Raw genomic sequence first — 23,735 nt, 5'->3', positions numbered from 1 at the left:
TCGAAAGAAATCAGGCATACGGTAGCTCATGTGTCGATGTGGGCTGAACTTGGCCGCGCCTGGCGCTGGCTCCAGCGTGCGAGGAGCACCGCAGGGGCCAAAGCGGCGAGGGCGAAGAAAATCAGCTCGAGCTGGCTGAGCGGCACCATGCCACCGCCGGGCAAGGCGAACAGCAGACCTGCCACCAGAACCAGGCTGCGCACGAGCGCTTCATAGATGGCACCGACGCCGAGCCGGCCTACGCCGATCAGATAGCCTTGCATGGCCGAAGCGAACAGCACGATACCCACCAGTGCCTGGAAGAACACCAGGCCAATCTGCAGTGGTTCACCCTGCATGATGAGCGCCGGATTGAGCACGAACAGGAACGGAATGAAGTAGATCACGCTGCCCAGGCGCATGGCCTGCAGGCCGGTGGCCATGGGGCGCGCCCCCGCTACCGTAGCCGCGGCGAAGGCGCCGAGCGCCACCGGCGGAGTAATGAAACTCAGCATGCCCCAGTAGAGGATGAACATATGCACGGCCATGGGGTCGAGCCCGCCGCCCTGGATGAGTGCCGGCGCCAGTGCCACCGCGAGGAAGATATAGGCGGCGGTAACGGTCATGCCGATCCCCAGGACGAAGCTGGTCAATGCGCCCATGAGCAGCAGCAGGGGGACACTGCCTCCGGCAATATGAATGAAGTCGTTGGCGATGGTGCCGGAGAGTCCGGTCATCGACAACGCACCGACCAGCATCCCGACGCCGGCCAGGATGGCGATGAGTTCGGCGAACAGCTTGGCGGCGGAGGAGAGTGTCTCACCAAGTTCCTTCAAGCCCCAGCGGTTGTGGCGGGAGAATTGGTTGAGCACCAAGAGCAGGGCGGTGGCGTAGAAGGGAGCCACCGCTTCGCGCTGCATCACCAGCAGCATCCACACCAGCAGGGCGAAGACGAAGATGAAGTACCAGCCCTCCTTGAGCGTCTGCCACAGGGAGGGTAGCTCCACGGCGGGTAGCCCCTTGATGTCGTGGCGCGCCGCATAAGCATCGATCTGGATGAACAGGCCGAGGAAGTAGAGAATCGAGGGAATGATGGCGGCCAGGGCAACGGCCGAATAGGGCACGTCGAGAAACATCGCCATGACAAAGGCTGTCGCGCCCATCACCGGGGGCATCAGCACGCCACCGGTGGAGGCACATGCCTCCACGCCGCCGGAGAACGAGCGGCCCATGCCGATACGGCGCATGGCAGGGATCGACAGCACGCCGGTGGTCAGCACATTGCTTATCACGCTGCCGCTCATCGAGCCCATCAGGCCGCTGGAAAAGATCGAAACCTTGGCAGGCCCGCCGCGCACATGGCCGAGCAGGGCAAAGGCAAGGTTGATGAAGAACTTGCCGCCGCCGCTCTTCTGCAGCACCACGCCGAACACCAGGAAGCCGATGACCAGGCCGGCGAAGGCTTGCAGCGGCACACCCATGATGCTCTCGGTGCTCATGGTGTGGTACATGGCGGTCTCCTCCAGGGAGGAGGGGAATGCCTGGATTGGTCCTGGCACGATGTCCGCGACCAGCGGGTAGAGGGAGAACAGGGACACGATGACGGCGATGGGCCAGCCGCCAGCGCGACGGGCGGCCTCAATGATCAGCAGCCACCAGGCGTAGCTTGCCATGATGGCAATATCTGGGGCGGCAAAGGCCCAGCCGCGTTCGAGAATCGACTCTGCGTGATAGACGAAGTAGCCCCCGACGATCAGCGTCGCGATGCTGAGGGCGTAGTCATACCAGGGTATGGGTCGATGCTGCAGTGAGGTCTTGAGCGGCCACAACAGAAAGACCAGAGGCAGCAGCAGGGCCACCACGGCATAGTAAAATTGGGTTTCCAGCCCGGTGACGAATCGCAACAAGCCGACGTTGAACAGGTAATCCAGGGTCATCATCATCAGCACCACCGTCACTGCGCCGGGAATCCATCGCAGTGCGGGGGGGAGCGGACGAACGTGGATGACCTTTTCCTTTAGTTCTTGCGTCGAATCTGCAGGGGGGGTGGGATGGGTCATGGCGGCGTCCGGGAATCGGGGAAGGGGCGGCAGGGCCGCCCCAAGATCAGGCTGGAAGGCGTTGACTTACTCGAAAACCGGATCGAAACCAGCGTTGCTGAGTGCCTCGGTGCGTGCCTGCATCCAGGCTTCTCGGAATGCATCTTCGTCATCGGGGGCTTCGGCCAGGAATGCGTCCCAGGTGGCAACAAGCAGCTCCTGACGCTCCACCAGCGATTCCTGATGTGCCTGCATCTCCTCGGTCCAGACGCCGATCTCCTCGTAGTAATCGACAACCGCATCGTGGAAGGGAATGACCCACTGAAGATCCTGGTATTCGAAGGCGTAGCCCACGGCACCCGGGGCTGCATCCTTGTAGTCATCGTAGTTGTCTTGCAACGCCTTGATCAGGCCGTAGGCCACCTTGTCATCGAGATCTTCGTTGGCGACCACGATCGGGTAGGGATAGCTGGCGCTGGGCACGGGGTTGTCGGCGCTGACGTCTCCCGCGCCGGCTGTCACTTCATGGGGGCGGAAGTACGGAGCCACTGCCATCATGCGCTCCCAGCCTTCGGCATCGTCAGGGTCTAGAACCGGCCAGCTGATGCCGCGTGGGCTGCTGGAGAGCTGCTGAGCCGGCGGGGTTACGGTAGTGGTAAAGGAGGCATCGACGTTGCCGGCAATGATGCCGTCGAAGGAGCGGGCATAGCCGGGAAAGTCAACCCGCTCCACGTCGTCCCAGGTCAAGCCGCCGAAGGCCAGGTAGGCTTCGGTGCCCTTGTTGAGAGCATCGTCACCGCGGATATAGGCGATACGCTTGCCTTTCAGATCGGCCGGGGTTTCCACGCCGAGATCCCCTGCCACCGCCAGCGACAGGCCGAAGGAAGCCGTGGAGGTGGTGATCACCCGAATCGGCTGGGGGCCCCAGTCGCGGTCGGCGAACATCATGACCCCTTCTGCACCGTAGTAGCTGGCGATGCCACAGGCACAGAGGTCGACGCGACCCTGCTTGAGGGGCGTCATGCGGGAAACGTCATTGTCACCCGGCAGGATGCGAACCGAGGTGCCGTACTGATTCTGCAGCATGTTGCCGATGGCGACGGCCTGAGCGTATCCGCTGGAATTGGTGCCGTAAGCGGTCCATGCCATGGTGCGCGGTAGATCCACCTCGGTGGCTTGGGTAACGCCGGCAGCCAGCAGCGAGAGCGGCAAGGCGGCGGTGATGAGTGAGCGGGAGAGCTGGCGCATGAGGCGACTCCATTGGTGAAAAGCGATTGTTGTTTTGCTATGCGGTATTTGATTCCGAAACAGAACTCGATACTAGATAAGGCAGTGACGCGGTGTCAACGCATGCTTGTACTTGCCGCGGAGCCTAGCCGTCCGCTTGGCGGAACGTGCACGTCAACCGGTTGATAAATCAGCGGAAGGCGAGAGAAGCCTGATGCAGAAAGGGTTGCGAAAAATGGGAAGATACGACCAAGGTATAGTCGCCTCCTGTCCCAGGAGGGAGCCGCGGCCGCACAGTCACTGCATGGGGTCGGAGGGGCGCGACAGCTCGCGCCAGGCGGCATAGGTGCTGAGGAATACCCGCCCTGTCATGTCGTCGAGAAAGTCGCTGCGCTTCAACTGGTCCATGACCGGCCCCTTCACTTCGGCCAGATGCAGCGTCACTCTCGAATCGGAGAGGCGCCCGTTGATGGCATCCAGGCTCTCCAGGGCGGAAGCGTCGATCAGGTTGACCGCCGAGCAGATCAATACCACGTGCTCAAGCTCGGGGCGGGTGGCGACCAGGTCGTAGACGGTGTCTTCCAGGTAGCGGGCATTGGCGAAGTAGAGACTTTCGTCGATGCGCAGCAGGGCCAGGTGGCTGACGGTCTCGGTGTCGTGACGCTCGACGTTGCGAAAGTGCTCGGTCTTGGGTATGCGGCCCACCAATGCGCTGTGAGGGCGGCTGGTGCGATAGAGAAACAGCCCGATGGAGAGTGCGACACCGCTGATGATCCCGGCCTCAACCCCTTCCACCAGGGTCAACAGGATGGTCAGCGCCATGGCGGAGAAGTCGCTGCGGGAGTAGCGCCAGGTCTGGCGGATCATGGGAATGTCCACCAGGGTCAGGATGGCCACGGTGATGGTCGCAGCCAGCGTGGCGATGGGCAGGTGGTAGAGGGCCGGGGTGAAGTAAAGCGTGACTGCGCCGATGCCGATGGCGGCAAAAAAACCGGCAAGCGGTGTGCGGGCTCCTGCATCATAGTTGATCACCGTGCGCGAGAGCCCCCCGGTGACGGGCATGCCGGCAGAGAAGGCCGCTGCCAGGTTGGCCCCGCCGAGCCCGATCAGTTCCTGGTTGGGAGAGATGCGTTCACGCCGCCTGGCGGCGAGCATCTGACCCATTGAGATGGACTCCACGAAGCCCACGAGGCTGATGAGAAAGGCAGGAATCAACAGGGCCCGCCATAGTGACCCGTCGAAGCCGGGAATCGTCAGGGGTGGCAACCCACGGGGGATGTCGCCGATGACGGCCACACCCTGCGCCGCAAGGTCGAAACGCCAGGTTATCCAGGTGGTCACCACCACGGCGAGAACGGGACCGGCCCGGGTGATCAGGTCGGCCAGGTTTCCGGGCAGGCCGAGCCCACGCAGTGCCCGCTTGCCGCGCAGGCGCAGCAGGATCAGGAAAAGCAGGCAGCCGCTGCCAATGGCCATCGTCGGCAGGTGGGCTTGCGGCAGTCCGGCGGCAAGCTCCGCTATCCTGGGCAACAGCGCCGTGGAGATGGCCTCGATACCCAGCAGATGGCCGGCCTGGCTGGCCGCGATGAGGATACCGGAAGCAGACAGGAAACCGGCTATCACCGGGTGGCTCAGAAAGTTGGTCAGGAAGCCCATGCGCAGCGCGCCCATGATGACCAGCATCAGCCCGGAGAGCAGCGATAGCACCAGGGCGGCCTGGAGATAAGCCGCGCTGCCTGGTGCGGCGACATCGCTCAGGGCTGCCCCGGTCATCAGCGCGATAATCGCGACGGGGCCCACGGCAAGCGTACGGCTGGTGCCCAGCAGCGTATAGGCCAATAGCGGGAGCAGGCTGGCGTAGAGACCCACCACCGGCGGCAGGCCGGCAAGGATGGCGTAAGCCAAGGATTGTGGTATCACCATCATGGTGACGATGGCACCGGCCAGCAGGTCGGCGCCGCACAGCCGGCGGTTATAGTGGGGCAGCCATGTCAGTATCGGCAGATAGCGCTTGAGCATCCGTTCTCTTCGAGGTTGGGTGTCGGGGCCGGCAGCAGGGCGTAGGGCACCAGACTAAACGATATTGGTGGAAGGGTTGAGACTTGGTTAGCATCAGGTGAAATGCTCAACCGTTTCTTCACTCCATCAGGCCCTGCCATGAAGCCCGAAACTATTGCCCTCCACCACGGCTATTCCCCCGACGATCAGCACGCCGTGGCCGTTCCTATCCACCAGACCACCTCGTTTTCCTTTGACAGCGCGCAGCATGCCGCCGACCTGTTCGACCTCAAGGTCGAGGGAAACATCTATTCTCGCATCATGAACCCCACCTGTGCGGTGCTGGAACAGCGCGTCGCCGCACTGGAAGGCGGTATCGCTGGCCTGGCGGTCGCCTCCGGCATGGCGGCGATCACCTATGCCATCCAGACCATCGCCGAGGCCGGTGACAATATCGTCTCCATCAGCGAGCTGTATGGCGGCACCTACAATCTGTTTGCGCATACCCTGCCGCGACAAGGCATCGAGGTGCGCTTTGCCGACAAGGATGACATCGCCGGCATCGAGTCATTGATCGATGTGCGCACGAAGGCCGTTTTCTGCGAAAGCGTCGGCAACCCCTCGGGTAGCGTGGTCGACATGGTGAAGCTGGCGGAGGCCGCCCACCGCCATGGTGTTCCCGTGATCGTCGACAACACCGTACCCACACCCTTCCTGTGGCGGCCGATCGAGCATGGGGCGGATATCGTCATTCATTCGGCCACCAAGTATATCGGTGGCCATGGCACCACGGTCGGTGGTGTCATCGTCGACTCCGGCAAGTTTCCCTGGGCCGACCACCCGCAGCGTTTTCCGCTGCTCAACGAGCCGGACGTCTCCTATCATGGGGTGAGCTATACCCGCGACGTGGGCGAAGCCGCCTTCATTGCCCGTGCCCGGGTGGTGCCGCTCCGGAACATGGGGGCGGCGCTGTCGGCCCAGGCGGCGTGGAATCTGCTGCAGGGTCTGGAAACGCTGTCGCTACGTATCGAGCGTATCTGTGCCAATGCGCGGAAGGTGGCCGAGTACCTGGAGGGGCATCCGGCGGTAAACTGGGTTCAGTATGCCGGCCTTCCCGGCCACAAGGATCACGCGCTTGCCCAGCGCTACATGAACGGCCAGGCATCGGGCATTCTCAGCTTCGGTATTCAGGGCGGCCGCGAGGCGGGAGCCCGGTTCTACGATGCGCTAGGCATGATCCTGCGTCTGGTCAACATTGGCGACGCCAAGACCTGCTCGTCGATTCCCGCTTCGACCACCCACCGCCAGCTGAATGACGAGGAAATGATCGCCGCCGGCGTGACACCCGACATGGTGCGCCTCTCCATCGGCATCGAGCATATCGATGACATTATTGCCGACCTGGAACAGGCGCTCTCCGCCAGTCAGGCATGACGCCATGGGCCGCCCCATCCTGGGGCGGCTTTGACTGATGTTCTTACCAGACAAACGCGTAAAGCATCGCCCACTCGGGCGGTGATACAAGCGCGCACCGCGCAGCGGTGCCTCACTTGATACTGCCACTACCCCCTGATATTTTTCCAGTATGACAAAACGTGCCTACAAAGAACGTTTTTATCCTACGTCTGAGCAAGCTGTGCTGTTGGCACAGTCGTTCGGCTGTGCGCGTTTTGTATGGAACAACACGCTGACGTATCGCACAGAAGCCTATCAGCAGCACGGCGAGTCGATATCGCCTTCCGCAGTGGAAAAGCGGTTGGTGGCACTGAAAGCTGAGTATCCGTGGCTTGCCGATGTATCCAGCGTGATACTGCAACAAACCCTACGAGACCAGAAAGCCGCTTTCGACAACTTCTTCAACCCAAAGCTCAGGGCGCGCTATCCGCGATTCAAGCGCAAGGATGGCCGACAATCGATCCGGCTGACCAAGGCCGCGTTTCGCTATCGGGATGGCGAGATCACCATCGCGAAAACGAAGACACCGTTGCCGATTCGCTGGAGCCGCCCGCTCCCCAGCGAACCGTCTACCATCACGATTTCAAGGGATCGTGCCGGGCGCTACTTCATCAGCTGCCTGTGCGATTTCACGCCGGATGTGTTGCCGGTGACACCAAAGATGACGGGAATCGATCTGGGCCTGACCGACCTGTTCATCACCAGCGAGGGCATCAAGTCGGGCAATCCGCGCCACCTCAAACGCTATGAAGCAAAGTTGGCGTATCTCCAGCGCCGGCTGGCCAAAAAGCAAAAAGGCTCGAACAACCGAAACAAGCTGCGCCAGAAGGTGGCGCGACGGCATGCCAAGATCGCGGATTGTCGCCGCGATGCCATCCATAAAGCGACCCGCACGCTCGTCAACGAAAACCAAGTGCTGTGTGTCGAGTCGCTCAACATCACCGGGATGATCAAGAACCGCTCCCTGGCCAAGGCCATCAGCGATGCGGGGTGGGGCGAGTTTCTTCGCCAACTCGTCTACAAGGCAGAATGGGCAGGGCGGCAACTGGTGAAAGTGAGCCAGTGGCTGCCAAGCAGTAAAATGTGCCATGGCTGCGGGCACAAGGTTGAGAAGCTGCCACTCTCGCGGCGCCACTGGCACTGTGCAAGCTGCGGGCAAGCCCTCGACCGCGACATCAATGCCGCCAGGAATATCCGAACCGCCGGGCTGGCGGGGTTAGCCTGTGGAGCGACTGGAGCGGGGGCAGCGGCCTAGCCGCTGCCTAGCCGCTGCCTAGTGAAGGCGTGTCGAAGCAGGAAGGTTCTGGGGGTGACCTTAGAACCCTCACCCAAAGCGCGAAGCGCGGCGGGCGAGGAGTGTCAGGCCTGCTGAGATACCCCTGCCTTGTCGGCTGATTTTTCAGCAACTTTAGTTCTGCTTTCGTCTCTCAGGCCAAAGTGGTGATGCTAATACGACCTGCAAGGCGCTAATCTCTTGTTACTTCCAATAACAAAGAGATAAGGCGTCATGCGGATACTGTTGTTTCTGTTAGCCGCGGTCTCTCTTGCCGCGGGCGTTTTCCTATCCAACGACCCTGGCTCAGGGTGGCAAGCCTACCTGGGGCTCGTGCTCGGCGTCCTGGCAGGCGGCTTGCTGGCGCTGACAGGCGTGGCCAGTGTCTATAGTGCCAATGCAGACACCTTGGAAGCTCAGGGGGTCAAGGCCCTGCTGCCAGCTACTCGCGATTACCTGTCGTTGCGGCGCATGGCCCATGGCCTGATACGTCAGGCCAGCAATACGGCCATCGCCTCGGCCGAAGTTTCGCACCATGCTGATCGCATGGATCAGCGCCTGGAACGCCAGGGTCACACGGTGCGCGAGGCTTCCGCAAGCATGGCCTCGATCACCTCCGCCATCGAACAGGTGGCAGCGAGTGCGGCAAACGTGGCGACCCTCGCCAGCCGCTCCCGGGACGCCAGCCACGTCAGCCGTGAAGCGCTAGGCCAGGTCATCGAGGAAATGCAGGCACTGGCCGAGCGTTCGGAAGAGGCGCTTGAGCTGCTTAACTTGTTGAGCCAGAAAGCCGATAGTGTTCGCCATGTCACCTCGTTGATCGAGGAGATTGCGGAACAGACCAACCTGCTGTCACTGAATGCCTCGATCGAAGCGGCCCGCGCCGGCGAACACGGTCGGGGCTTCGCCGTGGTGGCGGGAGAGGTGCGTCAGCTGGCGGGACGCACGGCGGATGCCACACGTAACGTCGAGGCCCTAGTGGGTGATATCGGCGACAGTAGCCATCGCGTGGTCGACACCATCGGTCATCTGATGCAGCGCGTCGGTGACCGAGCCAAGGAGATGAGCAAGGTTGGTGAGCAACTGACTGAGATGACCGGCAACTTCGATCAGGTCGAAAGTGAGATTCGTTCCATTGCCGTGGCCATGGAAGACACCAATCAGCACTCCCAGCGGGTGGCGGGGACGCTGACGACCCTGGAGGGTGAGACCGAGCAGGGCACCCACGATATGCATGGCCTTGCAAGCCAGGCCCGTTCGCTCATGGAGGGGGCGGAAGCCGTCGATGGAGCGCTGGCGCAACAGCGCCTGGAAGGGCGTCACCAGCAGGTATTCGAGGCGGCACGACAGGCCGCGGGCAATCTCGGCTCACTGCTCGATTCGGCCATCAAGCGAGGTGAGCTCGACGAGCAGACGCTATTTCAAGCCACCTATACACCGATACCCGGCACCAACCCACAGCAGCACATGACCGCTTTCGTCAGCTATACGGACGAACACTTTCCGGCCATCCAGGAGCCGCTGTTGGAGCGTCTGGGGGTGGCCTACGCCATCGGCATCGACCGCCGCGGCTACATACCCACACATAATCAAGGCGTCAGCCAGCCGCCAACCGGTGACTACGATCACGACCTCAAGTTCTGCCGCAACCGGCGCATTTATGAGGATCCTACCGGGCAGCGGTGTGGCTCCCATGAAAAGGCGCTGCTGCTGCAGACCTACAAGCGGGACACCGGAGAGATCATGCACGACCTCTCGGTGCCGATCTACGTGGGAGGCAAGCACTGGGGCGGTTTCCGTGTTGGCTACAAGCCCGAGGCGGCCTGATCGTAGCAGGCGGCGCTTCCCTGTCATTTCGACTGGGTGCCGGCCGGAGCCAGCGGTGGTCGGGAACGGGTATGCCACGCCGACCAGGAGTAAAGCGCCAGGCTGACCCAGATCAGCACGAAGGTGACCAGCTGGATCGGGGAGAGTGGCTCGCGAAACACCAGCAGGGCGATGAAGAACTGAATGGTGGGGTTCAGATACATCAGAAAACCAAGCGTTGCCAGACGCAGCCGCCGTGCGGCGCCGGCGAAAGCGAGTAAAGGCAGGGCGGTAATCACTCCGCTGGCTATCAACAGCAGGGTGATTCGAGGTGTGTCGAGAAAATGGGAAAGGTCGGCCATCGACAACCAGGAGAGCGCCATCAGGCCCAAGGGCAGCAGCAGCAGGGTCTCGACGAAGAGGCCGGAAAGGCCGTCAAGAGGGACCTGCTTGCGCAGCAGGCCATAGGTGCCGAAGGATAGTGCCAGGGTCAGGCTGATCCAGGGCAGTTCCCCCAGAAGCAGCAGCTGTATCACGATAGCCGTCGCGGCAAGCAGTACGGCCAGGCTTTGCAAGCCAGCCATGCGTTCGCGAAGCACCAGCATCCCGAGCGCCACATTGACTAGCGGCGTTAGAAAATACCCCAGGCTTGCCTGGAAGACCTGGCGGGTCTCCACGGAATAGATATAAAGCCCCCAATTGATCGCAATCAACACGGCGCAGCCGAGTACACGACCGAGACGCCTGGGTTCGGCCAGCGCCTGCCGTATCGGATGCCAGCGCTTCATCACCGTGACAAGCCCCACCAGGAAGAGACACGACCAGATGACGCGGTGGATCAAAATCTCGTAGGCGGGCACACCCTGGAACAGGGCGAAGAACAGCGGAAAACACCCCCACATCACATAGGCGGTAAGCCCGAAGGCAACACCCTTGGTGGCTTCAGGGTCGGAGAGGGGCTTGGCGACCATTCCATCGTCTCTTGGCGAAAGCAATAACTTAGCAGGCTATTTGTCGCATTTCCATGCTGGCGCGCTGGCTGACGACACAGCCCTGCTGAGTTAGGCTGTACAGATGGCGAGTCACCAAGGGAAGCCGAGATGAGCGAGTTGCGTACGACACTGGTCCAGTGCGACCTGCGTTGGGAAGATCCGGATGCGAACTGCCGCATGCTGGAAGAGGAATTGGGCGAACTCGATGGTTCGCAGACCGACCTGATCGTTTTGCCGGAGATGTTCTCGACTGGCTTCACCATGAACTCCCGTGAAATGGCCGAGCCCATGGATGAGAGCCGTGCCGTGGCCTGGATCCAGCAGCAGGCCATCGACCGTGGTTGCGTGGTGACCGGTAGTGTGGCCGTGGTAGAGCGCGAAAACTATTTCAACCGTCTGATCTGGGCGCGACCGGATGGCAGTCGTGTTCATTATGACAAGCGTCACCTGTTTCGCATGGCCGGCGAGCATGAGCGTTACTCCATGGGGCATGAACGTGTGATCGTCACCCTAAAGGGCTTTCGCATCCTGCTGAGCGTCTGCTATGACCTCCGCTTCCCCGTCTGGCTAAGGCAGCAACCCGCCACTGATGAACATTTCGAATATGATGCCCTGCTCTGCGTGGCCAATTGGCCGGCCCCGCGACGTCATCCCTGGCGCATTCTGCTCCAGGCGCGGGCGATCGAGAACCTGTGCCCGGTGATCGGCGTCAATCGTGTCGGGGAAGACGCCAATGGCATGGCCTACGCCGGCGACTCGATGCTGGTGGATTTCAAGGGTGAGGCAGTGATCGATGAACCCCGAGACCAGCCCTTCATCAAGACCGGAGTGCTTTCCCGCTCCGAGCTCGATGCCTTCCGTGAGAAATTTCCGGCATGGCGGGATGCCGATCATTTCAATGTCGCCGATGGAGTTGGGTTCTGATGCGGCTCGACCGATTTCTTTCCGAGACCACAGACCTGACCCGCAGCCTGGCCAAGAAGGCGCTTCATCGGGGTGAAGTCAGCGTCAACGGCGAAGTGACCAAGCAACCGGCGCTGCAGGTTGGCGAACAGGATCGCGTGTGCTGGGGAGAGGAACCCCTGGTGCTGGTGGGGCTGCGTTATATCATGCTGAACAAGCCAGCCGGCGTGGAGTGCAGCGCCCGCCGTGGGCTATATCCCAGGGCGATCGAACTGATTGACCTGCCCAGGAGCGAGCGCTTGCAGACAGTGGGACGGCTCGATGTCGATACCACCGGCATGGTCCTGCTGACCGACGATGGGCAGTGGTCTCACCGTGTCACGTCCCCACGCAAGCGCTGTGGCAAGGTCTATCGGGTCACCCTGGCTGACCCTCTCGAGGGTGAGGCGTTGGAAAGCGCAGTGGCCGGCTTTGCGGAAGGGGTCCTGCTCGACGGGGAGGAGAAACCAACGCGACCTGCGGAGCTGTCCATGTTGGGCCCGTTCGACGCCGAGTTGACGCTCTACGAGGGCAAGTATCATCAGGTAAAGCGCATGTTCGGCGCCATCGGCAACCGGGTGGAAGCGCTCCACCGAGTCGCCATCGGGCCGTTGAGCCTCGATGCGCTGGCGCCGGGAGAGTGGCGGGAACTGAGCGATGAAGAGGTCGCGGCTTTTACCTGATTCCGGCCGTGGGCTTCACCGCGGCGGGGTGGCGCGAAACGATATTTATACCGTTACCTTCCGCTGCTGCCGCATTCTGTTTCTTGTAATGCCGGCAAAGTCATCAGTGACTGTCCTTATCAGCTGTCTCTACGTAGACCCGCCGCCTTGACCAGCGCCCGCGTGTAGTCACTGGTTGGGCTCTCGAGCACATCATGGCAGTCGCCTTCCTCTATCAGTTCGCCGTCCTTCAGCACCATCACCCGATGGGCCATGGCACGCACGACAGCAAGATCATGGCTGATGAAGAGATAGCTCAACCCTCTGCGAGCCTGCAGGTCGCGAAGCAGTTCCACGAGCTGCTTCTGTACGGTTCGATCAAGCGCCGAAGTTGGCTCGTCAAGTATCACCAGTTCGGGTTCGAGAATGAGCGCCCGGGCTACGGCGATGCGCTGACGCTGGCCTCCTGAAAACTCATGGGGGTAGCGTGCGGCACAATCGGCGGGTAGGCCGACCTCGTGGAGCGTGGCTTGAACCCGTTGCAAGACCTCGCTTTCCGTGAGTTTAGGATAGTGAAAACGCAGTCCCTCACTGACGATTTCCGAGACTGGCAGGCGAGGGGATAGTGAGCCATAGGGGTCCTGGAAGACGACCTGGAAGCGGCGTCGGCGCTTGCGCAGTGCGTTACCGCTCAAGCGGTCGAGACGTTCGCCACCGAAGTCGATCTCGCCGTCACAGGGCGTGAGTCGTAGTAGTGCCATGGCCAGAGTGGTCTTGCCGGAGCCTGATTCCCCGACGATGCCCAGGGTCTCGCCGGGGGCGATGTGCAGGTCCACCGGTTTGACTGCCACGAAGGCTGGCGCACGCTTGGCAAACAGCCGCCTTGGCCGCTGGAAACTGACCGTCACGCCACGCCCGCTGATCAGCGGTTCTCCGGCAGGCACCGGTGACGGGTGCCCGGTGGGTTCGGCTTCCAGCAGGGTACGGGTATAGTCGCTACGGGGGGAGTGGAAGACCTCGGAAACCGGACCGGTCTCTTGCTCCCGTCCATTGTAGAGCACGCAGACCCGATCGGCATGCCGCCGAACCAGGTTGAGGTCATGGGTGATGAAGAGCATGCCCATGCCGTGGCGATCGCGCAGATCGGCGAGCAAGGCAAGAATGTCCTGCTGAACGGTGACGTCGAGCGCGGTAGTGGGCTCGTCGGCGATAAGCAGTTCGGGGTCATTGGCAATGGCCATGGCGATCATCACCCGCTGTCGCTGGCCGCCGGAGAGCTGGTGTGGCCAGGCATCTAGCAGCTCATCCGGGCGTGGCAGCTTCACCTGCTCCAGCAGCTTGCGCGTGCGTTCGCGTGCCGCCCGGCCGGAAAGTCCCTGATGCAGCCGCAGTGTCTCTCCGATCTGCTTGGCAACCGTGTGCAGCGGATTGAGCGACGTCATCGGTTCCTGAAAGATGAATCCGACACGCCCACCACGAAGCCCCTGCCAGTCGCGATTCCTGAGCCGAGTCAGGTCCGTTTCGCCCAGCCACCGGCCACCCTGCACCTGAGCATTGTCGGGTAGCAGGTTCATGGCGCCCAGTGCCGATACCGACTTTCCGGAACCGGATTCCCCCACCAGGGCGACGGTTTCACCACGACGCACCTTGAGGGACAGTTCATGCAGTACAGGCACGCCATCGAAGGCGATGGTCAGCTTGTCGAAACGCAGCAAGTCTCGTGAATGCGATTCAGGCATTGGGCTGAGTCCTGGTCAAGGGGGTGGCACTCGGGGCGTGTTGAATATGGCGCGGATCGAAGGCATCGCGTAGCCCCTCGCCGATGAAGACGAGCAGCGACAGCATTAGCGACAGACTGATGAAGGCGGTTATCCCAAGCCATGGTGCGTGCAGGTTGTTCTTGCCCTGGGCTACCAGTTCCCCCAGTGACGGCGCGCCGGGCGGCAGGCCGAAGCCGAGGAAATCCAGAGCGGTCAATGTGGTGATGGCACCGGTGAACAGGAAGGGAATGAAGGTCAGTGTCGCTACCATGGCGTTGGGCAGGACGTGACGCCACATGATCAGACGCGAGGGTAGGCCCATGGCCTTGGCGGCACGCACATACTCCAGGTTGCGTGCCCGCAGGAATTCGGCGCGTACCACGTCCACCAGTCCCAGCCAGGAGAAGAGCAGCATGATGCCCAGCAGCCACCAGAAGCCGGGCTGCACCAGGCTGGCCAGGATGATCAGGAGAAACAGTACCGGCAGCCCCGACCAGATCTCTGTCAGGCGTTGGCCGACCAGGTCGGTCTTGCCACCAAAATACCCCTGTATGCCGCCGATGAGCACGCCCATCACCAGGGAGCCGGCAGTCAGCACTAGGGCGAAGAACACCGACAAACGAAAGCCATAGATGACCCGGGCCAGGACATCGCGTCCCTGGTCATCGGTACCCAGCCAATGCCGCCTGTCGGGGGGGGATGGCGAGGGGCGCATCATCTGCATGTCCAGGGTCTGGTAGGAGAACGGGATCGGTGGCCAGAGCGCCCAGCCGTGATCCTCGATCTGCGCTTGTATGAACGGGTCGTGGTAGTCGGTGCGTGTCGGCAGGAACCCGCCGAACTCGGTTTCGGGGTAATCCACCAGCAGGGGGGTATACCACTGCCCATCGAACTGCATCACGATGGGCTTGTCGTTGGCGATCAGCTCGGCGAGAAGGCTGAGGCCAAACAGCACCAAAAAGATCCACAGCGACACCCGGGCCCGCCGGTTCTGACGAAAGACGCTGATGCGTCGCCGGGTGATGGGGGAGAGCTTGGAGGTGAACGCAAGGGTCATTGGCTCAGGACTCCCGGGTCTCGAAATCGATACGTGGATCCACCCAGACATAGGTGAGATCGGAAACCAGCTTGAGGACCAGCCCGATCAGGGTATAGAGGAACAGCGTGCCGAAGATCACCGGGTAGTCGCGCTGCATCACCGCCTCGAACCCCAGGAGACCTAACCCTTCCAGAGAGAAGATCACCTCGATCAACAGCGATCCGGTGAAGAAGATCGTGATCAGCGCGCCGGGCATGCCGGCGATGATGATCAGCATGGCGTTGCGGAACACATGGCCATAGAGCGTGCGACGGTCACTGGCGCCCTTGGCTCGGGCGGTCAGCACATACTGCTTGTGGATCTCGTCGAGGAAGCTGTTCTTGGTCAGCATGGTCAGGGTGGCGAAGCTGCCGACCGTCATGGCCACTACCGGCAGGGTGATGTGCCAGAAGTAATCCTTGATCTTGCCCCAGGTTGAGAGCTCATGGAAATCCGGCGAAGTGAGGCCGCGCAGGGGAAAGAAGTCCCAGTAGCTGCCCCCTGCAAACAGTACGATGAGCAGGATGGCAAACAGAAAGCCGGGGATGGCGTAGCCCACGATGACCAGCCCCGAGGTCCAGACGTCGAACCGTGAGCCATGATGCAGTGCCTTGCGAATGCCCAGCGGAATCGATATCAGGTAGACCAGCAGCGTGGTCCAGAGGCCGAGGGAAATCGACACCGGCAATCGCTCTATCATCAGTTCGACGACCGGTCGATCGCGGAAGAAACTGTTGCCGAAGTCGAAGGTGGCATAGTCGCGCATCATCCCCAGGAAGCGGATATGGGCGGGCTGGTCAAAACCGAACTGCTGTTCGAGCTGTTCGATGAAGCGTGGGTCCACGCCGCGAGCGCCGCGTGATTCGTCCCGCACCACGACGTCGCCGCCGCCAGCATCCAGCCGGGTGCTGGCCATCGCGTCCATACCCTCGAACCGCGCCATCATCTGGTCTATGGGCCCGCCCGGGGCGGCCTGCACGATAATGAAATTGAGCAGCATGATCCCGATCAGGGTCGGGATCATCAGCAGCAGTCGGCGCAGGATGTAGCGGCTCACGATGGGGTCATCCTTATGAAAGCAGCAGTGACTCTGAGTATCCGCACGGCTTATCGACGGCGAAGACGTCGGTTGATTTCGTCTTCCCGTTCGCTGTCGACCCACCAGGCCGAGAGGTCGAAGCCGTACTTGGGGAAGGGCTCGGGGTAGCCGAACTTGTCCCAGACGGCAATTCGCGTCTCGCCGGAATGGTAGTGGGGGATGGTAATGAAGTTCCACAGCAGCACCCGGTCCAGGGCGCGGGCGGCGGTGTTGAGTTCGCTCCGGCTGTCGGCCCGTATCAGACGCTCCACCAGCTCATCGACCACGGGGCTCTGCAGCCCCATCAGGTTACGGCTCTGAGGGCTCTCGGCGAAGTCGCTCGTCCAGAATTCGCGCTGTTCGTTGCCGGGGTTGTTGGACTGGGGAAACTGCCCGGTGATGATCTCGAAGTCAAAGCTTCTCAGGCGGTTGAGGTACTGGTTGATATCGACGATGCGCAGGCTGCCCTGTATGCCGAGGCGTGACATGTTGCGCAGCATGGGCTGCACGACCCGCTCCAGGCCGCTGTCGAACAGCATGACCTCGACGGACAGCGGGCGGCCGCTATCGCCATCCACCAGGACCCCACCCCGAAATTCGTAGCCCGCCTCCAGCAGCAGCTCGTAGGCTAGGCGCAGGCGTTCACGTAGCTCGGTGGGATGGTCGATGGGCAGCTCGCTGTCGAAGACCCGCTCGGGCAAGTCGTCACGATGCGGCTCGAGCAGGGCGAGTTCCGCCTCGCTCGGCAGCCCCTCGGCGGCCATCTCGGAGTTCTGGAAGTAGCTCTCTGTCCGGCTGTAGGAGTCGTAGAATAGATTGGCATTAAGCCAGGGGAAGTCGAAGGTGAGATTGAGCGCCTCGCGCACGCGGACGTCCTGGAATTTTTCCTCTCGCAGGTTGAAGACAAAAGCCTGCATGCGTGACGGCTGCCCGTCCGGTACGGTAATCCGTTTCACCAGGCCGTCGTTGTAGGCGGGAAAGTCGTAACCGATGGCCCAGGTGGCGGCACGGGCATCGGTGCGATAGTCCATGACGCCGGCCTTGAAGGCCTCCCAGGCGATATCGCGATCGCGATAATAGTCGTAGATCAGTCGGTCGATATTGTGGCGTCCGCGATTGACGGGCAGCTCGGCGCCCCAGTAATCCGTCACCCTTTGATAGACAATGCGCCGGCCGGGTTCCACCTCGGCGAGGCGATAGGGGCCGGAGCCGGGATGGCGTGCCAGGGTCGGCGCAGTGAAGTCCCGCTCTTCCCAGTAGTGCTTTGGCAGGATCGGCAGCTGGCCCACGATCAAGGGCAGCTCGCGGGAGTGGTTGGTGGCGAACTCGAAGCGGACGGTATGGCGGTTCAACGCTTCGACACTCTCCACATCGGCGTAGTAGCCTCGATAGAACGGGTTGCCTTCCTCCACCAGCAGATTGAAGCTGAAGACCACGTCCTCGGAGGTGACGGGCTCGCCGTCATGGAAGCGTGCCTCGGGACGAAGGTCGAACTCTATCCAGAAACGGTCGGGGTCAAGGCGTATGCCTTCGGCCAGCAGGCCGTAGACACTGAAAGGTTCATCGACGTTTTCCACCAGCAGGGTGTCATAGATCTCGCCGATACCGATGCCGGGTGTGCCGCGGATAATGAACGGATTGGTCGAGTCGAAACTGCTGCCTACGGCCGCACGGATCAGGCTGCCCCCCTTGGGAGCATCCGGATTGACGTAGGGGAAATAGGCAAAGTCAGCATCCAGGGCCGGCTCATCATAGAGCGCAAGGCCGTGCACCGTGGGTATGGTGGCGTGCTCGCCCGCCAGTGTCGACGAAACCCAGCCCGAGGCCAGAGCAGTTAGGAAGAGGCAACGTAAAACGAACCGCATCGATGACATCCTTGCTGAAACATGCCCCGGCAGGAGGGGTGCCGCCTTAAGGTGTCAGTCCTTCCGTTGCTTGTAAACCTATCCCATCGAATTTCATGAGGCCAGGAGTCAACGAGCGGCAAGGCTGCGTCGCGGAATATCCAGGCGTTGACCTTCATGAATCAAGTCGCCGTTGAGTCCGTTATGCTGGCGGATCTCTTCCACGCTGCTGCCATGCAGGGCGGCGATCGACGAAAGGCTGTCGCCTCGTGTGACCACATGCTGCTGCGCCCCGGTACTCGGCGTTGCTGGAGTCGAAAGATGGGCCAGGACGGTTTCTTCATGCTCGACTGGCACCAGAATGACGTCAGCCGTGGCGGGGTGCGCGCTACCATTGGTCAGGCCGGGATTGAGAGCCGAGAGATCGTCTCGGTCCACGCCAGACATGGTGGCCAGTTGGCCGAGGTTGATCGGTGTCTCCACCGTTATCTTGGCAAAGGCCGGCGCGTCGTCGATTTCCGGCAAGTCGATGCCGTGGGCCTCGGGGTCGGCAATGATGGCCGCAATGGCATTGAGCTTTGGCAGATAGTTCATGGTTTCGTTGGGCAGCTGCAGGTGCCAGTAGTCCGTAGGCTCTCCACGGGCGCCGGCAGCGTGTCGTGCCCGGTTCACGGTCCCGGCACCGGCATTGTAGGCAGCGAGGGAGAGCTCGAGGTCACCCTCATACCACTGTTCCGCCTGCAGCTCGATGTAATCCAGGGCAGCCTCGGTCGAGGCCACGACATCGAGACGACCATCGTAGCCATTGCGCCGGCTCAGGCCCAGGGCGTCGCCTGTGCCGGGCATGAATTGCCAAAGCCCGGCGGCGCCGCGATGACTGCGCGCCGTGGGGTCGAAGGAGCTCTCCACGAAGGGGATCAGCGCGATTTCGCCCGGCAGGCCGCGGGTCTCCACTTTCTCGCTGATCCAGGCCATCCAGGGTCGGGCCCGCTCGATGATCGAGACCACGTTGGACGGGTTGGCGCGATAGTATTCGATCCAGTGCTGGACGCGCGCATCATGGCTGCGATCAAGCCATTGAAGGTTGTCGCGCAACCGCTCCCAGGTGTCGCCGGGAAGGAACTCAAGCTGGAGATCGTTCCAGAAATGGACAGTCGTATAGGTATTGCTGGCTCCGGGGTGGGGAGCAGCCTGACTCTGTGCGCCGACAGCCAATGCTCCCAGCAGGGCAAGGCTGCTGGCGAGGCCGATTGCCTTTCGTCGAGCGGTAAGGTATGTCATGCGTTCTCCTTCAGGTCGCTAGGGCGGCATGACGGTAGGCCGCCAGGCTTCCATGGGATGCGTCGAATTCAGAAACTGTCTTTCCAGGCCCGCAGGGTCGCGAAAGTGGCCTGGTCGGTATCGGTATCGCCGTGCTGCGAGGCGGCTGCGCGGACTGCCGGGTCGGCGCAACGCAGGAAAGGGTTGATCCTTCTCTCGCGCCCCAGGTTGCTGGGCAGGGTGGGGCGATCGAGAGCACGCGCTCGCTGGGTTTCCTTGAGTGCCGTAGCGACGTCGGGGTTGTTCGGGTCCGCGGCGCTGGCGAAATCCAGATTGGCTTGAGTATATTCGTGGGCGGCGAAGACCAGGGTGTCGTCGGGCAAGCTGGCGAGAGCTTGCAGGGAGTTGTGCATCTGTTCCGGTGAGCCTTCGAAGAGGCGACCGCACCCTGCCGAGAAAAGGGTGTCGCCACAGAACAGCAGGGGGGGAATACCAGCCGTGAAGAAGGCGATATGATCCAGGGTATGCCCCGGTACTTCCATGGCCTCAAACAGGCGCCCCATGACGCGGCAGGTGTCACCCTGGCCTACCCGTTCGTCAATGCCTGCTATCTGGGGGTTCTGTGGACCGATGACATGGGGAGAGTAGCGCTCGATGAGTTCCGCAAGGCCGCCGACATGGTCATGGTGGTGATGAGTGATGAGAACGCTGGTGAGATTCAGCTTGTCCCGCTCCAGTATCTTAATGACTGGAGCGGCATCGCCGGGGTCCACTATGCAGACATCGGGGCTCGTGTCCTGGCGCATTAGCCATATATAGTTGTCGCCAAAAGCGGGAATCGGTGTCACGCTCAGCATAGGCCTAACGTCCTCGTCGCGTCGTCAACCGGTGGTGTTGCAGGGTACAGGACTACGTTCTTGCAAGCCGCTCTAATCAACGTATACGCATCATTTCGATGCGCAGGGCAGCGATGCAAGCGATAGCCGGAAGCCATTGCATGGCGGCCAAACACTGCCATTTTGCTGTAAATTGCCCGCAAAACCGGTGATAATGGAGGGTGTTGTAGCCAATGTCAAATTCACAGGACCTGCTGGCGCTGGCTCAACTGTTTCGAGAAGGGCGCCGCTATTGGTCGAGTCCCGATGGGGTTGCCCACTGGCGAGCCGAGCGGGCGTGCCTGGGGCCTGTCTGTGAGCGACTGCATGGGCTCCATAGCCTTGAGCTGGGAATGGGGCCCACCCTTACCGATATGTCACCCATTCACCACAGCATGCGCTGGGCGCCGACCGTGGAACTGGCCGAGCAGCCTTCGACCCTGGTCTGCCCCCCTGATGCGCTGGCACTGCCAGACGAAAGTCTGCAGCTGGTTATCATCCACCATCTGCTGGAAATCGTGCCTAACCCCCATCGTCTCTTGCAAGAGACTGCAAGGGTTACCAGCGACGATGGCTGTCTGATCATTTTCGGCTGGGCGCCACTTGGTGTAGCTGGGCTATCGCGACTCTCGCCGGGCCGACGGCGTCGACTACCGTGGCGAGGGCAGTGGCGAACACCGGCCAAGCTGCGCGATTGGCTGGCATTTGTGGATTTCCGAATCGAACGGGTAGACTACTGTGGCTTTCACCTCCCTGGCAGCATGCCGGGTAACGCCGCCCTGGAGACCCTGGGGCGACGTCATAACGTGCCGTTGGGGGACAGCTATATCATTCGCGCCCGTCGCCGCACGAAGCTGGCTCAGGTTCAGCGCCCCCGTCTTCGCCTCGGTGGCGCGTTGGGTGGCAGTTCCCTGGGCCATGCATCCCGAGTCGGGCGTCCCGCAGTAGAAGAACCGAGCAGAAGGACCACCGAGGTTGAGTGATTCCGATCAAGCCAAGCCGTTACCCAGTGTCACCATCTATACCGATGGGGCATGCCGAGGAAATCCGGGGCCGGGCGGCTGGGGAGCGGTGCTGTCCAGTGGCAGGCACGAAAAGACCCTCAATGGTTTCGAAGCCGATACCACCAACAATCGCATGGAGCTGATGGCGGCCATCATGTCGCTGCGTGAGCTCAAGCAGCCATGCCGGGTTGATCTCTGGACTGACTCCGAATACCTGCGAAAGGGGATTACCGAGTGGATCCATGGCTGGATGAAGCGTGGCTGGAAGACAGCCAGCCGACAGCCGGTCAAGAACGCTGAGCTGTGGCGAGAGCTATTGGAGGAGGCCAGCCGGCATCAGGTGCAGTGGCACTGGGTGAAGGGTCATAGCGGTCATCCGGGTAATGAGCGTGCCGATGCGCTGGCCAATGCCGCCATCGATGCCCATCGCGCCAAACCAGGCGTCGTCATCAAATCATCGTGAGTCATGTGTCATGCGTCAGATTGTACTGGATACGGAAACAACCGGTATCGACCCCAAGGAAGGGCACCGGCTGATAGAGATCGGTGCCGTGGAGCTGGTGAACCGCCGCCTTACCGGACAGACCTACCATCAATACATCAATCCGCAGCGCGAAATCGAGGCCGAAGCCATCGCGGTCCATGGCATCACCAACGACGACCTGGACGACAAGCCGGTATTCGCCGAGATAGCCGATGCGTTCTGGGACTTCATCGTCGGTGCCGAACTGGTGATTCATAACGCGGCCTTCGATGTGGGCTTCATCGATCACGAACTGATGATGCTGCACGCCCAGCGCCCTGAGCCACGCCTTGGCCCGGTTGCTGAGCACTGCTCCATTCTGGACACTCTGCGTCTGGCTCGTGACCGTCACCCAGGGCAGCGCAACAACCTCGATGCGCTATGCAAGCGCTACGAGATCGACAACGGCCGCCGTGTACTCCACGGGGCCCTGCTGGATGCCGAGATCCTGGCCGAGGTCTACCTCGCCATGACCGGCGGCCAGACGGCCCTGACACTGGATGCCGAAGAGCGACGTGCCGATGACGCCATGGCCGGGGGGTTGTCGATTCGGCGTTTGTCATCGACGGCCAGCCTGAGCGTTCTGCGCCCTGGCGCGGAGGAGTTGGTCGCCCATCAGGCCAAGCTCGAGCAGATCCGTCAGGCTGCTGGCTCTTGCCACTGGGATGAGCTTGCCTCGGCACGTGATCTCGCAGAAAAGTCGAGCTGATGCTGCGCCGCGACCTTCCCTTCGGTGAGGTTGGTGGTCGGGTCATCCGGATTGGCTCTGGCCGTATCGCGCCGGGACCGGATGGATCTCCCCTGCAGCCGGCACAGGAGTGGACGGCGACCATGCAGCCGCTATGCTACTGGCACGACGACCCAGTGGCCCTGTCAGTGGAAGGACAGGGTGACGAGAGTTGGCCGGATGGCAGGCAGTGGTTGGCCAGGCTGCCCGAGTCCTGGTTCCCGCTGCTCTCCACGGCTCTTCAGGTGTCTTCCTGGCTTCGCGATCATCGGTTCTGCGGCCGCTGCGGAGCCGGAGCGTCACAGCTGGATTCCGAGTTTGCCATGCACTGCCAGTCCTGTGGGCTGCGTAACTATCCCAGAATTTCCCCTTGCATCATTACGCTGGTGACACATGGCGATGCCATGCTACTGGCGAGGAGCCCTCGGTTTCCTGCGGGACGTTTCTCTACGCTGGCTGGCTTCATCGAGCCTGGCGAGTCGGCCGAGGAGGCTGTTCGTCGTGAGATATACGAGGAGGTGGGGCTCACGGTGGGACGAATACGCTACTACCGCAGCCAGGCCTGGCCGTTTCCCCATGCGTTGATGCTGGGTTTCTTCGCAGAAGCCGCTACCAGGCGTATACGAATTGATGGTGTCGAGATAGCCGATGCCGCCTGGTTCATGCCCGAGCGCCTACCTCAGCTGCCGCCACCCTATTCCATCTCACGAGCCCTGATCGAGACGCATCTCGCCGAGGTGAAGGGCAGTCTTCGATAAAAATCGCGCGGGCCGCCATATGGCGGCCCGCGTGGGTGTCTCGTTGCTGCGCCGTATCAGCGTGACGGGAAGAGGCTCGTCAGCTTGGTTGCCAGCATGACATTACCGGTTGCCTTGAGCTTACCTGTCATGAAGGCGGTCATGCCGTTGATCTCGCCATTCATAACACCCTTCAGGGTATCGGTGCTCATGCTTAGGCTGACCGAGGGATCATCGTGCTCGCCCTCTTCAATGGCCAGGCTGCCATCCTTGATGACCAGATAGTGGCTGCCATTGTCGCTGAAGTGAAACTGGAAAATGTCATTCATGCCTTTTGCGGCCTGAGGGTCGAAACGATCTTGTAGTTTATCGAAAGTGTTGCTGGACATGCGAGAGCTTCCTCTGTCGTAGCAGTCAAGGGAGGAGTGAGGTACTACTTGCGAGAGTATTTCAAACGAATGTTTTAATCAAGGCCA

Annotated in this window: 20 protein-coding genes; 9 read left to right on the top strand and 11 right to left on the bottom strand. The window is 61.6% G+C overall.

What is annotated here, in order from left to right; translation table 11 throughout:
- Positions 1-26 precede the first annotated feature (26 nt).
- From LOKO_RS10530 to LOKO_RS10520, 3 genes are all read right to left on the bottom strand, one after another.
- A complete protein-coding gene (locus tag LOKO_RS10530) occupies positions 27-2,039 on the bottom strand; it encodes a TRAP transporter permease (protein WP_066448715.1) in 2,013 nt (670 codons plus the stop codon).
- A gap of 66 nt (positions 2,040-2,105) precedes the next feature.
- A complete protein-coding gene (locus LOKO_RS10525) occupies positions 2,106-3,266 on the bottom strand; it encodes a TAXI family TRAP transporter solute-binding subunit (RefSeq protein WP_066448708.1) in 1,161 nt (386 codons plus the stop codon).
- Between the two features lie 276 nt (positions 3,267-3,542).
- Entirely contained in the window at positions 3,543-5,264 is a 1,722-nt protein-coding gene (locus LOKO_RS10520; protein WP_066448705.1) for a SulP family inorganic anion transporter, read from the bottom strand.
- Positions 5,265-5,402: 138 nt separating this feature from the next.
- Here LOKO_RS10520 and LOKO_RS10515 point away from each other — a divergent pair, with 138 nt between their 5' ends.
- The 3 genes from LOKO_RS10515 (at position 5,403) to LOKO_RS10505 (ending at position 9,798) form a co-directional block, all read left to right on the top strand.
- Positions 5,403-6,677 (top strand): O-acetylhomoserine aminocarboxypropyltransferase/cysteine synthase family protein, encoded by a 1,275-nt coding sequence (locus LOKO_RS10515; protein WP_066452321.1) that lies wholly within the window; start codon positions 5,403-5,405, stop codon positions 6,675-6,677.
- Positions 6,678-6,828: 151 nt separating this feature from the next.
- On the top strand, positions 6,829-7,953 hold the full coding sequence (locus LOKO_RS10510; protein ID WP_066448702.1) for an RNA-guided endonuclease InsQ/TnpB family protein: 1,125 nt from the start codon (positions 6,829-6,831) through the stop codon (positions 7,951-7,953).
- A gap of 252 nt (positions 7,954-8,205) precedes the next feature.
- Entirely contained in the window at positions 8,206-9,798 is a 1,593-nt protein-coding gene (locus LOKO_RS10505) for a methyl-accepting chemotaxis protein (RefSeq protein ID WP_235588841.1), read from the top strand.
- Between the two features lie 23 nt (positions 9,799-9,821).
- On the opposite strand, the gene rarD is transcribed toward LOKO_RS10505, so the two are convergent.
- Positions 9,822-10,748, bottom strand: a complete 927-nt coding sequence (gene rarD, locus LOKO_RS10500; RefSeq protein ID WP_066448700.1) for an EamA family transporter RarD — start codon at positions 10,746-10,748, stop codon at positions 9,822-9,824.
- A 129-nt stretch (positions 10,749-10,877) separates the two neighbouring features.
- Between rarD and LOKO_RS10495 the strand changes: the two genes are divergently transcribed.
- Together LOKO_RS10495 and LOKO_RS10490 are read left to right on the top strand one after the other, a co-directional pair.
- Positions 10,878-11,693 carry an amidohydrolase gene (locus LOKO_RS10495; protein ID WP_066448697.1) on the top strand — a complete coding sequence of 272 codons (816 nt, stop codon included), beginning with the start codon at positions 10,878-10,880 and terminating at the stop codon, positions 11,691-11,693.
- Positions 11,693-12,394, top strand: a complete 702-nt coding sequence (locus LOKO_RS10490; protein ID WP_066448694.1) for a pseudouridine synthase — start codon at positions 11,693-11,695, stop codon at positions 12,392-12,394. Before LOKO_RS10495 ends, LOKO_RS10490 begins: the two co-directional genes overlap by 1 nt.
- A 119-nt stretch (positions 12,395-12,513) precedes the next feature.
- Here LOKO_RS10490 and LOKO_RS10485 read toward each other — a convergent pair whose 3' ends face one another.
- The 6 genes from LOKO_RS10485 to gloB form a co-directional block, all read right to left on the bottom strand.
- Entirely contained in the window at positions 12,514-14,112 is a 1,599-nt protein-coding gene (locus LOKO_RS10485) for an ABC transporter ATP-binding protein (RefSeq protein WP_066448683.1), read from the bottom strand.
- The gene (locus tag LOKO_RS10480) at positions 14,105-15,190 is read right to left on the bottom strand and encodes an ABC transporter permease (protein ID WP_066448682.1); all 1,086 of its coding nucleotides are present in this window, start codon (positions 15,188-15,190) and stop codon (positions 14,105-14,107) included. The genes LOKO_RS10485 and LOKO_RS10480 overlap by 8 nt, the downstream gene beginning before the upstream one ends.
- A gap of 4 nt (positions 15,191-15,194) precedes the next feature.
- Positions 15,195-16,268, bottom strand: a complete 1,074-nt coding sequence (locus LOKO_RS10475) for a microcin C ABC transporter permease YejB (RefSeq protein WP_066448678.1) — start codon at positions 16,266-16,268, stop codon at positions 15,195-15,197.
- Positions 16,269-16,318: 50 nt separating this feature from the next.
- A complete protein-coding gene (locus LOKO_RS10470) occupies positions 16,319-18,154 on the bottom strand; it encodes an extracellular solute-binding protein (protein WP_066448676.1) in 1,836 nt (611 codons plus the stop codon).
- 108 nt (positions 18,155-18,262) lie between these two features.
- Positions 18,263-19,414, bottom strand: coding sequence for a transglycosylase SLT domain-containing protein (locus LOKO_RS10465; protein ID WP_066448674.1), 1,152 nt, complete (start codon positions 19,412-19,414; stop codon positions 18,263-18,265).
- A 68-nt stretch (positions 19,415-19,482) separates the two neighbouring features.
- Positions 19,483-20,250, bottom strand: a complete 768-nt coding sequence (gloB, locus tag LOKO_RS10460) for a hydroxyacylglutathione hydrolase (protein ID WP_066448672.1) — start codon at positions 20,248-20,250, stop codon at positions 19,483-19,485.
- A gap of 212 nt (positions 20,251-20,462) precedes the next feature.
- Between gloB and LOKO_RS10455 the strand changes: the two genes are divergently transcribed.
- From LOKO_RS10455 to nudC, 4 genes are read left to right on the top strand one after another with little or no spacing between them, the layout of a single operon-like run.
- Positions 20,463-21,251 (top strand): methyltransferase domain-containing protein, encoded by a 789-nt coding sequence (locus LOKO_RS10455; RefSeq protein ID WP_066448670.1) that lies wholly within the window; start codon positions 20,463-20,465, stop codon positions 21,249-21,251.
- Positions 21,244-21,735 carry a ribonuclease HI gene (gene rnhA / locus LOKO_RS10450; RefSeq protein ID WP_066448665.1) on the top strand — a complete coding sequence of 164 codons (492 nt, stop codon included), beginning with the start codon at positions 21,244-21,246 and terminating at the stop codon, positions 21,733-21,735. Before LOKO_RS10455 ends, rnhA begins: the two co-directional genes overlap by 8 nt.
- Before the next feature lie 10 nt (positions 21,736-21,745).
- Complete coding sequence (gene dnaQ / locus LOKO_RS10445; protein WP_066448661.1) at positions 21,746-22,504, top strand: DNA polymerase III subunit epsilon; 759 nt, start codon at positions 21,746-21,748, stop codon at positions 22,502-22,504.
- A complete protein-coding gene (gene nudC / locus LOKO_RS10440) occupies positions 22,504-23,280 on the top strand; it encodes an NAD(+) diphosphatase (RefSeq protein WP_066448658.1) in 777 nt (258 codons plus the stop codon). Before dnaQ ends, nudC begins: the two co-directional genes overlap by 1 nt.
- A gap of 56 nt (positions 23,281-23,336) precedes the next feature.
- On the opposite strand, the gene LOKO_RS10435 is transcribed toward nudC, so the two are convergent.
- Positions 23,337-23,648, bottom strand: coding sequence for an SCP2 sterol-binding domain-containing protein (locus tag LOKO_RS10435; RefSeq protein WP_066448656.1), 312 nt, complete (start codon positions 23,646-23,648; stop codon positions 23,337-23,339).
- Positions 23,649-23,735: the final 87 nt, after the last annotated feature.

It is taken from the genome of Halomonas chromatireducens, from assembly GCF_001545155.1.
Classification (GTDB): Bacteria; Pseudomonadota; Gammaproteobacteria; order Pseudomonadales; family Halomonadaceae; genus Halomonas; species Halomonas chromatireducens.
The sequence above is the reverse complement of the archived record's forward strand: the minus strand, read 5'-3'. Positions and strand labels throughout refer to the sequence as shown.